The sequence below is a fragment of the Anaerotardibacter muris genome (assembly GCF_943192915.1).
Taxonomy (GTDB): domain Bacteria; phylum Actinomycetota; class Coriobacteriia; order Coriobacteriales; family Eggerthellaceae; genus Anaerotardibacter; species Anaerotardibacter muris.
On the sequence record NZ_CALPCD010000001.1, the window covers coordinates 463202 to 475860 of the forward strand.

11 protein-coding genes and 1 tRNA gene are annotated in these 12659 nt (G+C 55.3%); 3 read left to right on the forward strand and 9 right to left on the reverse strand.

The features are described 5' to 3' along the window. Window positions 1–12: 12 nt before the first annotated feature. From lysS to NFR25_RS01835, 6 genes are all read right to left on the reverse strand, one after another. Entirely contained in the window at window positions 13–1536 is a 1524-nt protein-coding gene (gene lysS, locus NFR25_RS01810; protein ID WP_251197543.1) for a lysine--tRNA ligase, read from the reverse strand. A gap of 129 nt (window positions 1537–1665) precedes the next feature. Then, window positions 1666–2133: a transcription elongation factor GreA gene (gene greA, locus NFR25_RS01815; protein ID WP_251197544.1), complete on the reverse strand. Its 468-nt coding sequence runs from the start codon at window positions 2131–2133 to the stop codon at window positions 1666–1668. Between the two features lie 101 nt (window positions 2134–2234). After that, window positions 2235–2576, reverse strand: a complete 342-nt coding sequence (locus NFR25_RS01820) for a twin-arginine translocase TatA/TatE family subunit (RefSeq protein WP_251197545.1) — start codon at window positions 2574–2576, stop codon at window positions 2235–2237. Window positions 2577–2996: 420 nt separating this feature from the next. Next, window positions 2997–4841 carry a carbohydrate-binding domain-containing protein gene (locus NFR25_RS01825; RefSeq protein WP_251197546.1) on the reverse strand — a complete coding sequence of 615 codons (1845 nt, stop codon included), beginning with the start codon at window positions 4839–4841 and terminating at the stop codon, window positions 2997–2999. A gap of 71 nt (window positions 4842–4912) precedes the next feature. Next, the gene (locus NFR25_RS01830) at window positions 4913–5608 is read right to left on the reverse strand and encodes a DUF4956 domain-containing protein (RefSeq protein WP_251197547.1); all 696 of its coding nucleotides are present in this window, start codon (window positions 5606–5608) and stop codon (window positions 4913–4915) included. Next, entirely contained in the window at window positions 5601–6374 is a 774-nt protein-coding gene (locus NFR25_RS01835) for a polyphosphate polymerase domain-containing protein (RefSeq protein ID WP_251197548.1), read from the reverse strand. The genes NFR25_RS01830 and NFR25_RS01835 overlap by 8 nt, the downstream gene beginning before the upstream one ends. Window positions 6375–6565: 191 nt before the next feature. Between NFR25_RS01835 and NFR25_RS01840 the strand changes: the two genes are divergently transcribed. After that, on the forward strand, window positions 6566–7303 hold the full coding sequence (locus NFR25_RS01840; RefSeq protein ID WP_251197549.1) for a response regulator transcription factor: 738 nt from the start codon (window positions 6566–6568) through the stop codon (window positions 7301–7303). Next, on the forward strand, window positions 7296–8669 hold the full coding sequence (locus NFR25_RS01845; protein WP_251197550.1) for a sensor histidine kinase: 1374 nt from the start codon (window positions 7296–7298) through the stop codon (window positions 8667–8669). The genes NFR25_RS01840 and NFR25_RS01845 overlap by 8 nt, the downstream gene beginning before the upstream one ends. 109 nt (window positions 8670–8778) lie before the next feature. Here NFR25_RS01845 and NFR25_RS01850 read toward each other — a convergent pair. The 3 genes from NFR25_RS01850 to nhaA form a co-directional block, all read right to left on the reverse strand. After that, window positions 8779–8855, reverse strand: a tRNA-Pro gene (locus NFR25_RS01850). A 19-nt stretch (window positions 8856–8874) separates the two neighbouring features. Beyond that, a complete protein-coding gene (locus NFR25_RS01855; RefSeq protein ID WP_251197551.1) occupies window positions 8875–9942 on the reverse strand; it encodes a coiled-coil domain-containing protein in 1068 nt (355 codons plus the stop codon). Window positions 9943–10142: 200 nt separating this feature from the next. After that, window positions 10143–11783 (reverse strand): Na+/H+ antiporter NhaA, encoded by a 1641-nt coding sequence (nhaA, locus tag NFR25_RS01860; protein ID WP_251197552.1) that lies wholly within the window; start codon window positions 11781–11783, stop codon window positions 10143–10145. A gap of 171 nt (window positions 11784–11954) precedes the next feature. Here nhaA and hpf point away from each other — a divergent pair, with 171 nt between their 5' ends. Then, window positions 11955–12518 (forward strand): ribosome hibernation-promoting factor, HPF/YfiA family, encoded by a 564-nt coding sequence (gene hpf / locus NFR25_RS01865; RefSeq protein ID WP_251197553.1) that lies wholly within the window; start codon window positions 11955–11957, stop codon window positions 12516–12518. Window positions 12519–12659: the final 141 nt, after the last annotated feature.

Here is a 12659-nt window from a genome sequence, read left to right on the forward strand (position 1 = left end):
CCACCTCCTTTGTTACTTGGCTTCGTCGCGCATATGAGGGAATAGCAATACATCGCGAATCGTAGGTGAATCCGTAAGAAGCATGGTGAGGCGATCTATGCCAATGCCGACACCGCCGGCGGGAGGCATTCCGTATTCCAAAGCGCGCACGTAGTCATCGTCGAATCCCATTGCCTCATCGTCGCCCATGTCCTTGGCAGCCAACTGCGCTCGGAATCGCTCCGCTTGATCAACGGGATCATTAAGTTCATTAAAAGCATTAGCATACTCGTGGCCAGAAATAAACAGTTCGAAGCGGTCAGCCACCTCATCTTCACCAATTTTCCGTTTTGCGAGCGGTGAGACCTCGATAGGATGGTCAGTAACGAAGGTAGGTTGGATAAGGGTCGCTTCCACGCATTCCTCGAATAGCTCAGCGATGATCTTGCCCTTACCCCAGGCATCTTCCACGTGAACGCCATGCGCTTCAGCGATGGCAGCGACCTGTTCGCGCGTCATATCGAAGCTCACATTCTCGCCCGTGGCTTCATTGACCAGTTCTACCATGCTGGCGCGGCGCCACTGCCCGCCAAGATCGATGGTGGTGCCTTGGTATTCCACTTCCAGCGTTCCGCATGCTGCCAGCGCGGCTGCCTGAACAAAGCCCTGCGTAAGCTCCATCATGCCCTCCAGATCGGAGAATGCCTGATAGGCTTCCATAGTGGTGAATTCAGGATTGTGATAGGGGTCCATGCCTTCATTGCGGAACTGACGGCCGATCTCGAATACCTTCTCGAACCCGCCAACCAACAGGCGCTTGAGCGGCAGTTCCGTTGCGATGCGCAAGAAATAGTCGCGATCGAGCGCGTTGAAGTGCGTGGTGAAGGGCTTAGCATTCGCGCCACCCATGATGGAGTGGAGGAACGGTGTCTCGACTTCGTAGAAGCCCTGATCTTCCATGTAGCGGCGGATAGCCGAGATAATCTTGGAGCGCTTCTCGAAGGTGTCACGCACTTCGGGGTTCACGATAAGATCCACGTAGCGCTGACGGTAACGCAGCTCCTTGTCGGCCAGGCCGTGGAACTTCTCAGGCAGCGGGCGCAAGGACTTGGAGAGCAACTCGTAGGTGTCGACCGCCACCGAAAGCTGACCACGGCGGGTGCGCATCATGCAACCTGAAACACCGATCCAGTCTCCCACGTCCAGATCCTTCATGGCTGCGAAGGTGTCTTCGCCAAGCGCATTGATGCGGCAGAACAACTGGATGCTGCTGGTAGCATCGCGCAGTTCCATGAAGATGATCTTGCCCTGGTCGCGCTTGGCCATGATGCGGCCAGCTACTTCCACGCGATCTTCGGTGGTCTCGCCGTCTTCCAGGCCCGCGTACTTCGCTTCCAGCTCATCGATGTGATGAGAGTAGGTGAAGGCGTGGCCATACGGGTTTTCACCCGCAGCGATGAGCGCCTCGCGCTTAGCGTGACGCACCAAGATAGGGTCATCTTCGGGGGTCTCTGGCGCGTTTTCCAGATCCGCGTTTTGAGGTGTGGTCTCGGTCATCGAAAGCCTTTCTGGTATAAACAACGCCGGTGCCAAAGCACCAGCGTTAGATTCGGGTCGATCTTCAGTTCACGATCGTGCAAGCGTGCAGCACGCAGGCGTTCGCCTGCATCCTGGATGAGCGCATGCTTAGTGCTCGATCTTGAGGACGGTCATGTGAATGTCGCGTCCGGTAGGGCCTTGGATATCGATCTTGTCGCCCTTCTTGCTGCCCAGCAGCGCTGCGCCAACAGGCGATTCGTTCGAGATCTTGCCTTCTGCGGAATTGGATTCCGCTGCACCTACGATGGTGAAGACGCGCTCAGTACCGCTCATGTCCACGGTAACCTTGCTGCCGATGTTCACCTTAGAAGAACGCTTCGGCGTGTCCACAACGGTAGCTTCGCCCAGGATGCGAGTGATCTCGGCGATGCGGCCTTCCATCATGGCCTGTTCGTTCTTAGCGTCATCATATTCGGAGTTTTCCGAGATGTCGCCGAATTCACGTGCAACGCGAATGCGCTCGCCGATCTCGGCGCGCTTCTCGGTCTCAAGATAGTGCAGCTCTTCTTCGAGCTTAGCTTTGCCTTCTTGGGTGAGGATGTAATCTTTTTCCATGGGTCCCCCGTAGTGTTCGTTCGTGTGCTTCAGCGCCGCAGGAGATGGCGCACCTTTCGAGTAAAAGAAGCGCGCTTGGATAGGTGCGCGCTCTTTTGGTTCTATTCAGTCGGTTCCTTCTTTTCGGTCTCTTCAGTGACCGCATCTGAAGTGCTGAAATCCTTTTCAGCTTCCGCCTGGGCCTTTGCGTCATTTTCAGCAGAGCGCTTGCCTGGTTCAGGCTTGTCTACCACTTCGAGCTCTTCAGGCTCTTCGGTCTTGGCCTCTGCTTCGGCCTCTTCGGCTTTCTTCTTCTTGCCGCCTAAGCCTTCACGCAGATTCTTCACGGTCTTACCGATGGCCGTGCCAAGCTTTGGAAGGTTCTTGGGGCCGAAGATGATCAGGATGACCACCAAGATGATGACGATTTCCAGAATGCCAATGCCAGTTCCTGGAATTTTCATAGTTCTTACACCTCCGCTGGGATCGCTCCCGCTGTTAAACGTGTTGTGCGTTTTCAGTATGCGCTACCGTACCTGTGCACGGTAGATATGCGCCCAAGAATTTTATCAAAAAACACACTGCGGACTCGCGCGATCACGCGCAATCCCTTTAAGTGGTCGGTGGGAGCAGAGAAGAGCCAGCTGGGGCTCTTCTGGGGTGCTGCGGCTGCAAGGTAATCGTGCATAACTTACCCGTTCCGCTGTTCGCCCTTCGGGCTCATGCGCTGCACTGCCTCATGCATCGTTACGCGAATTCAGCTTTGCTGAATTCTGGTTTGGAAATTAGTGTTCAGAGTAAGTTCTGCGCGCCCACCTTACACCCGCAGCACCGCACAAAGAGTTCGAGCAGAGAGGCTGGTTCCTCTCTGCTCGAGTGGTGATTTATTTTGTTGTAGGAGTAATAGTGGTCGTAGAATTGCCCACTTTCAGGGTGTAGGACTGGTTGGAGTGGAAGTCGGGAGTGCTGACGATCACGGTCTCGAAAGCAGCCGTGGGCGTGTAGGAGACAAGGGCCTTGCCTGAGCTGTCAACTACAGAAACCTGCTGATCAGCTGAACCTTTCACTTGCACCATGGTATAGGCCTGAGTACCTCCAGAGAAGTTCTGGGCCATGCCAGATGAGCCAACGATGAGGACGGTGCCACCATTGCACTGAGCATCGAGCGCGTAGTCGAGCGCGCCGTCCCCGCCACTCGTAGGACCGGTCACATACACAGTACCGCCATTGATCTCGAGCGAACCGTTGCTGTCGATAGCATCACCTTTCGCTTCAAGCGTGATAGTGCCACCGTTGATGATGATCTTGCAATTCTCGTCGCCGCCATCGGGGTCCATGCCGCCCATTCCACCCATTTTGTCGCTGTCGAATCGACCGTCATCAGGACGTTCACCATTCATATCCTCGGGCAGATCGCCTGGCGCTTCGCCCTCGGGGAGTTCACCTGGCTGGGAACGATCGGGGCGCTGACCGTTCTGCATGTCAGGAGCCTGGCCCTTGTCGTGGTCTACCCCCTGAAGGTTCTGCTCCTTCAGATCGGTAGTCTGCATGGATGCGCTCTGCATGCCATTCTGGGTGCTATCGCTCTGGTTGCCTTGGCCTTGCTGACCAGGTGCACCCTTCTTGTCGGACATATCCCCATTTGGCATATCCCCTCTAGGAGGCTCAAGTGCACCGTCCTGACCCTCAAGATCTTCAAGATCGCGCTCGAAAGCTTGCATATTGCCAGGCTCGCCCATGCCTTCGCCACCAGCAGTACTCGAAGCATCAGACGGTGCCGAGGCATTCATCGCATCATCGTTGGACACTACATGGATGTCACCCGCGTCAACCTGGACCACCATCGCTTCAAGGCCCTCTTCGCATTTCTTCACGTCGATGTTGCCTGCGGTCACGCGCAAATACGTTTCACCATGGATGGCATCGTCACCTGCGTTCAAAGTAAACGTTCCGCCATCGATGCTCACAAAACCGCGCGTGGGATCATCGTCGCGGCTCGATTTCAGCGCATCTTCACCCGAATCAACCGTGAAGGTGCCGTCAAGGATCTTCAGGCTATCCTTGCCGCGAATACCGTCTTCGACTGCTGTGACGTTATAAGTACCACCTGTGATCACCAGGTCGTCCTTGGAGTAGATGCCGTGCTCGTAAGCGCTGGTCACATTCAGGGTTCCGGTGCCATTTATGGTCAGGTCGTCCTTGCTGAACAGCGTCGCATTCGGCTCGTCCTCTCCTTCTGCGAACACATAGTTCGCGCCATCGGTAAGGGTGTTGGTGGAGCCTTCTGCAAGCGTGATGAAGCACTTGTCAGCCTTTTCGACGAATACCGCGGCACCATCTTCGTTATGGATGGTCGCACCTGCAAGTACGATCTGAGCCTTTTCGGAATCGCCGATATTCACCTTAAGCTGACCATCAGCAAGCTCGCCTGTGACCACATACGTGCCTTCCGCATTGATGGTTGCCGTAGAACCTTCGACGCTCACGCCATCGCCTTCGCAGGTGATCGAATCACCCGCGAGCAGGATCTTGGTAGCCGTGGCATCATCGTAGGTGTCGCGTTTGTCGCGATCGGTGTATTCGAAGTCCATGTTGTCGATGTCGGCGTAAGTTGCAACGCCAGATTCAGCAGAACTGTTGCCTTCATCACCTGTTGCCGCACATCCCGCGAGTGCGAACGCGCACGCGCAGGATACGCCAAAGGTTGCTATCTTATGGATCAGTTTCATCGTAGTTCCTTTCGTTGGCATTTAGTGCACACAGCCAGGGTGCGTCTGGGCAAATCCGCTTGGGCGAATCGTTAGAGCGTGTCGCGTGCTGCCACCATGCGCCCGCACGAGATCTTCAGGTTACCGTTGCGGCAACGGATGTCGTCGATCAGCTTCTTCTCATCTTCAGGACTCTTCAGGTTCACCTGGTAATCCAGTTGGAACAAGCTGCCCATGTTGGTGGTGCGCACCTCCACCAGCTCGTGCGAAGTGGTATAGCGCTCGAACAGGTCATCGAACACGCCAGTGTAATCAAGGTCTTCAGGAATGGTCACTTTCAAGAGCTTGCTCGGCTCCTTCTTCTTGCCGAAGGGAGAGAGCACGTAGACCACATTCGCGATGCCCACGATGACCGTGAACAGCAACGCCAGGGTTAGGTATCCCATACCTGTTGCCAAACCGATGGCCATGGCGAAGAATACGCTACCGATGTCCTTCGCGCTGCCAGGGATCGAGCGGAAACGAACCAGGTTGAACACGCCCATCACCGCAATGCCTGCACCGATGTTGCCGTTGACCAGCGTGATGACCATCTGCACGATCAATGGCATGAGCGCCAGCGTGACCACGAAATTCTTCGAGTAATCGTGCTTGAACATGTACGTGAGCGCGCACAGGCAGCCAAGCACGATCGAGGCTATGCAGCAGATAAGGAAGTCACCTGAGGTCACACTCCCAGCAAGTCCATCGCTGGTTTGGAAGATGGAAGTGAATACTGAATCAAGCACATTTATCACCCTTTCGGTGGTCCAGAAGGTTCATATAGGCATATCCATATTTGGAAAACGACTGCGGATAAGCTTTCGCACGATCGAGCGCATCGATGAGCCACGCGGGCAAGGGCCCGGCGTTCTTCACCTCCATGATGGAGATGGGCTCGTTGAAGAACGGCACACGGGCCGCTGCAGTGTCGATAGTCTGTGCGTTCGGCACGCAAGCCAGATCCGCATCAAAGGTGATGCGCAGCTCTCCGCCTTCAGGGTCGGCGTAGGCTACGCGCGAGCATTCGATGAGCGTCGAAGGCTCCAGGTTGGCGTTGCGCTCCATGGTGAAGGCGATCTCTCGCGCTATTTGGAGCGAACGCGGGCAGAGCGCTTGAGCCTGGACCTCAGGACTCGCAAGCGGATACGTCGCACATGCTTGCTCATAAGGCATGCCTGCCAAGAATGCTTGAGCCGCCGCAAGCGAAGGCCCGACGCGGCGCTTGTACACCACACCTTTGAACTTCTTCTTCAGTTCGACGAAAGCTTGAGCGCGAAGGTCTGGGGTTCCATACGTTCGCAGGCGCAGTTTCTCCTTATAGAGCGGCTTATCCAGAGAGCGCTCGATGAGCGCAAAATCAGGGGTGTCGTAATACAAGCTGCGGATGGTGGAATGCGCGAATTCACCCAGCTCCATGTGACGCGCTATCTCGGATTCGAGACTTGCGCGCTGAACTGCGTTGAGACGATATTTCATCTCTTTGCGTTTGAAGACGTCCGCATATGAAGTCATAGTTACCTTTCCTTAAGTTGCCTCAGGTGGTTTGCCGTTGCTTACGCTCTATCCATGAGGCTCAAAGGTTTCACGTGAAGCGAATCTTAAAGTAGAGAGCTTAACTAATCCTGAAATGGGGTTCAGGATGTCCCACGAGTTCAGGTAAAGTTAAGGTCGCGCGCTATAGTGGAAGGTGGAAAGGAGACAATATGACGCAGCTTCTTTTGGTCGAAGATGACCGCCGCCTTTCAGACGCACTGGCCGAGATCCTACGTGAGCATGGCTATGAGGTCGACACGGTCAACAATGGCAAAGACGGGCTGGATTACGCCGCTTCAGGCGTATATGACGTGGTCATCTTGGATGTGATGTTGCCTCTGATGGATGGCTTTCATGTTGTCTCCGAATTACGGCGCAAGAAGATCTCTACACCCGTGTTGCTCCTGACCGCAAAGGATGCGGTACCCGACAAGGTTCAAGGCTATGACAGCGGCGCGGACGACTACATGACCAAGCCTTTTTCACCCACCGAACTGCTTGCGCATTTACGCGCTTTGACCAGGCGTAAGGGTGAAGTGATGTTCGAGGTGCTCGATTTCGCAGATATCTCACTGAACCTGGAGAGCAACGATCTTTCCTGCAGGGGTGAGACGATTCGCCTACGTATGAAGGAATTCCTTATCCTGAAGATCTTGATGGAGAATGCGGGGCGTATCATCTCGAAAGAGACGCTGCTCGAAAGGGCTTGGGGTATCGATTCAGATGCAGATGCCAACAACGTGGAGGCGCACATTTCGTTCTTGCGTAAGAAATTACGCTTCCTCGATGCCCATGCACAGATCGAAACTGTGCCGAAGCTGGGATATCGCTTGATCGCCGTGGAAGCTGATGACGGCGATGCGGCTACACCAGACCAGTCTGCCGCGAAAGAAGGTGCTGATGAATAGCGCACTTCGCAAGCTTCGCATCAAATTCGTAGCCATCATCATGGTGGTGGTTGCGATCATCTTAGCCGTGGTGTTCAGCACGATCGTGGTGATTAGCTACAGTAACAGCACCACCGAAGTGTATGCGGCGCTCGACAGTGCCATCTCTCGCAATGCGATAGATGTACACGAACGACCCTTCAACAAGATGCCCGATAATAGGGCGGAAGATACGAATGGCGAAGAGCTCGACGAAGATGATAGTGCGTTTGACGGGAACGTCGGCAGCGCCGATGAAGCGCTGCTTTCCGAAGGACCCCGCTTCGAGATCGGCGGACGTGAACCCGACCAATCGCTCATCCCTGTTGCGGTCTACGAGCTTCACGAAGACGGTACGATGACCTTCGCCTCAAATGCCGCTTCTGGCATGATCGCGGATTCCGCGCTTGCTGAAGTGGCTGATCAGGCTTTCGATGTGCCCTACGGTCATGGATCCATCGATTCGCTTGGGGTTTTCTACGCCAAGCAGAAACGGGGCGCAGAAACCTACATCGCTTTCGCGGACGAGCGCTCGGTATCTGAATGGCAATCGCTCGCTGTTACGCTCACGATCATCGGTCTGGCCACTCTGGTGCTGTTCTTCGTGGTCAGCCTCATCTTCTCGAAATGGGCGCTACATCCCGTGAAAGCCTCTTGGGAGCAGCAGCAACGCTTCATCGCCGATGCTTCACATGAATTGAAGACCCCGCTTACCGTGATGGCGGCTGATACGGCCATCTTGAAGCGCAACTCCGAGGCGAGCATCGCAAGCCAGAGCCAGTGGGTAGAGTCCATTGAAGGCGAGATAAAGAACATGCAAGAGCTCGTGGGCGACATGCTGTTGCTCGCACGTGCCGACGGCCAAGGAGAAGCGATGCCCAGGAAGACTGAGGTCATAGATCTGAGCAAGTTAGTGAACGCTGAGCTACTGCAGTTCGAGCCAGTAGCTTATGAACGTTCGCTCGATCTTGATTCTAAGGTGGCACCGAACGTGACCATCGATGGCGCGAAGGATCAGCTTCAACGCCTGGCGAGCGTACTGCTGGATAACGCTTTCAAATATGTGAACGAGTGCGGCCGCATCTCCGTGCAGCTTGATAAGGGCGATGGCTCCGCAGTGCTTTCCGTGAGCAATTCGGGTGGTTTCATCCCCGCCGAAGACCTGCCCCACGTGTTCGACCGCTTCTACCGTGCCGACAAAGCCCGCACCCGCACAGGCGAGCTGAGCTACGGACTAGGCCTGAGCATCGCGCGCGAGATCGCAAACATCCACGGCGGCACCATCACCGCCACCAGCTCCGAGGCCACTGGCACTACCTTCACCGTAACCCTCCCCTTGCAGCCGTAGCACCCCAGGAGATTCGCAATTTGAACCTGCCCCCATTTTGTCCCGGACAGAAATGAACCCATCCCCAAAAAAGAACGCCGCCTGGAAACCAGACGGCGTTTGTTGAAGATGGTCGGGATGACAGGATTTGAACCTGCGACTTCTTCGTCCCGAACGAAGCGCGCTACCAAACTGCGCCACATCCCGTTGTGCGTACTAGCCTTGCTTAATAACGGACATAGTACATGTCTGAGTGAACACCACTGATAGAAACCACCGCGCCTGTGTACGGAGCGTGGATCATCTGGCCACCACCAATGTAGATGCCAGTGTGATGACTGTTGATGCAGATATCACCTGGCTGCGGATTGCTAACGCGCGTCCAACCATTGATGGTGCCCGTGGTGCACCAGTGACTACCCATTCTACCAGTAAGACAGTAACCGACCAAACCAGAACAGTCGAAACTATTCGGACCAGCGGCACCCCATGCATAAGGCTTGCCTAGCTGCGCGTATGCACGGTCGACAACAACGTTGCCCGTTACCGTCTGAGGCTTCGAATTATTGACAGGCTTGGAGCTGCCTGCAGAGGACGAACCAGCGTTGCCTGAAGAGATCGCCTGTTGAGCTGCGGCGGCTGCTGCAGCACTGCGCGCCTCTTCTTCCTGGCGCATGAGCTCCTGCGCTTCAGCGTTCAGACTGTCATAGGTTGCCTGCATTTCGGCGGTAGTTGCTTCAGCTTCGTCCTTGATGGCCTTGGCTTCAGCTGCCTTTTCAGCGGCTACCTGTTCCTGCTGTTCGTATTCGACCTTAGCAGCCTCTACCTTTTCGCGCGATTCCTTGGTCTTCGCGACCAGTTCCGCGTCGTTTTCGTTCATGGTCTCGAGGATGTTCCAGTTGGTTGCGAATTCCTCGAACGAAGAAGCACCCAGGATAACGTCCAAGAAGGTGTTGCCGCCCGTGCGGTACATGCTACGAGCGCGAGTACCCAGTTCTTCCTGGTAACCCTTGATCTTCTCGGTCTCTTCCTGGATTTGCTGCTCTGCCTCGATGACCTTCTGCTCTGCGGCTTCGCGCTCGGCTTCAGCTTCGTAATAGTTGTTGGAAGCGGCGTCGAGGGATGCCTGCATTTCGTTGAGCTTATCGAGAGCTGCTTGCGCCTCGGCTTTCTTGGAGGCGGAAGATGGCACTGCAGATGCAAGTGAAACGGGCATCATGAGCCCGATGGCCAAGATGGCCGATAAAAATGCAATGAGCAGCGTACGCTTCGGTGCTACGTTGGTATGCTTCATACTGTTTGAAAACCTCCCAATAAATGGCATAGTGTTCGTTTCTAAGCGTAAGCTGTTGTCCATACTAACAGAAATCGTACAGGGCGTACAATGCCAGCGCCGTTCATCCCTGTACAAGATCCCTGCGCTTGCAAGGAATAGGGGCTGCTGGGAGGCGTAAAACCCCTACTCAGACGCGAGCACGCGATGCACCCGTGCGTTTATGAAGAATGGGTGGTTTCTTCGCTGACCTTGGCTTTTTGGGCGAAATCCTTGTCTTCGGCCGTTGGGATCGCGCGATGTGGAGATGCTGCGCGAACTGCCTTTTCATCCGATCCATCACCTACAGCCAGGTCATGCTTGCGGCGCTTCACTTCGTGAGCAGCATGCGCCTGGAGGTTCGCGTTATCGGGAATGTGCTCTTCGTACGTAACACCACGGCGCAGTGCGATATTCGCCTGGAACAGGAGGAACACGAAGCCCAGCACACCAGCGAGCAGCGAAGCCGAAAGGACTGCGATCTTCGCGACCAATATCTGGCTTGGGTCGGCATAGGCAAGGTTCGCAACGAAGATGGCCATGGTGAAGCCAACACCGCCGAGCAATGCTGCGCCGAAGATATGCGCCCAGTTCACGTTGGTAGGCAGCGATGAGATCTTCAACTTCACGATAAGGAAGCTGAACAGGAAGATGCCTATGGGCTTGCCAAGCAAGAGGCCGAGCGCAACACCCAAAAAGACTGGGTCGGTAACTATCTGCCCGATGCTCATGCCACCAAGAGCAACATCGGCATTGGTGAGCGCGAAGAGCGGCAAGATGGCGAAATAGACCCAGGGATAGAGCATGCGCTCAAGACGCGTGGCGGGCGGTACGACCTCTTTCGCCACACGCGCCAGGCGAGAGACTTCCTGCAGGTAGTCCGACTGCCCCAGCACGGGTGCATCGGGCTGGAAGTTCTGGCGGATCTCTTTGAGCTGGCGATTGGACCAACGACCGAAAGAGAGCAGGTCAACGCGCGAACCCGAAGGGATAGCGAACGCTAACAGCACGCCAGCGATGGTGGAATGAACGCCCGACATGAAGACGCAATACCACAGCACCACGCCCAGCAGCACATACGGCCAGAGCGAATAGAAATGCAGGCGATTCAGCGCGAAGAGCATGCCCAGCACTACCAGGGCTGCCACGAGCCACAATACCGAAGGAGCATGGCCGTAGAACACCGCGATGACCACGATGGCGATGATGTCGTCAGCCACCGCAAGGGTGGAGAGGAACACGCGCACGCCGGTAGGAACGCGCGATCCGAGCAGCGCCAGGATACCCAGCGCGAACGCGATGTCGGTTGCGGTGGGAACGCCCCAACCACCCAGGGTCTCGGGGCTTGCCTGGTTGCATGCAACATAGAAGATGATGGGCACGGCAACGCCGCCTACTGCTGCACCTACGGGCAGGATAGCTTGGCGGATGTTCGTCAGTTCGCCCACGGTCATCTCGTATTTGATCTCAAGGCCTACCAGCAAGAAGAACAAGCACATGAAGATGTCATTGATGATGTGCGCCAGCGACATCGAGCTGAGCGAGTCGCCGAATCCTATGGTTATCTCGGTATGCCAGAATTCCAAGAATGGCCCATATGCTGGGGAGTTCGCCACGATGAGCGACACGATCGCACCGAGCAACATGAAGCCAGCCGCTTTGGTGGTGGAGTGCGTGAATTCGAGCAGCTTGGTGTAGCGGCGCTGATGGCCAGACACTTCCTCGATGAAAGGCGACTTCTTGCCCGAAGCGTTCTCGACCGCGCAAGCTTCGCCCTGCTGCGACTCGGTTGACTGATTGTTCTCGGCTTCGTTGGTGGTCATCGCTTGGCCTTTCAGGTGCTCGACTTCTTTCAATTGTAAACCACCTAACAGCCTGTTAACTTTTCGGTTGGGTTTCAATAATCATTCACACAATACTGGTAAGATGCGCTAGACTAGCTACTTGAAAAGGCGCATTCTAGGTGCGCTCTTAAGTAATGAAGGGAAAGTGTTATGGATATCACCGTCACCGGTCGCCGCATGAACGTCTCCGATTCATTGCGCGATTATGCGGAAGAGAAGATCGGAAACTCGATGAAGGCAATGGACATCGCTCCGCTGTCTGCCGAGGTCGTTCTGCAAGTTGAAAAGAACCCCGCGAACCCCACCCCGTGCACCTGCGAAGTTACGATGCACGCCAAGGGCCACATCATTCGCGTTGAAGAGAACGAAGAGAGCATGTTCGCAGCCATCGACGTTGCAGCTGCTAAGGTACTTCGTCAGCTCCGTAAGTATAAGACGCGCGTTCTGAACAAGCGTATCGCTAACGAACCCGTGAAGCAGAGCACCGATCTTGACCTTGATGCTCTGATGCAGGAACTGTCTGCTGAAGATGAAGAGATCGTACGCGTGAAAGAGATCGAGCTCATGCCACTCACAGAAGAAGAGGCGCTGATCGAGATCGACCTGCTGGGCCACGACTTCTTCGCTTATGTCGACCGCGACACCAATGCGACCCACATCCTGTATCGCCGCTCAAACGGTGGTTATGGTTTGCTGAAGCACACCAACGCATAAGCGTTCGCACAATATCGTGAATTTGAGGCAGCTCGGTTTTCCGGGCTGCTTTTTTATTGCCATGAGACCATCCTGCAAGCAGAGACGCTGCAGTGTTCACAATTGGGGACGGGTTCATTTTTGTCCGGGACAAAAATGAAC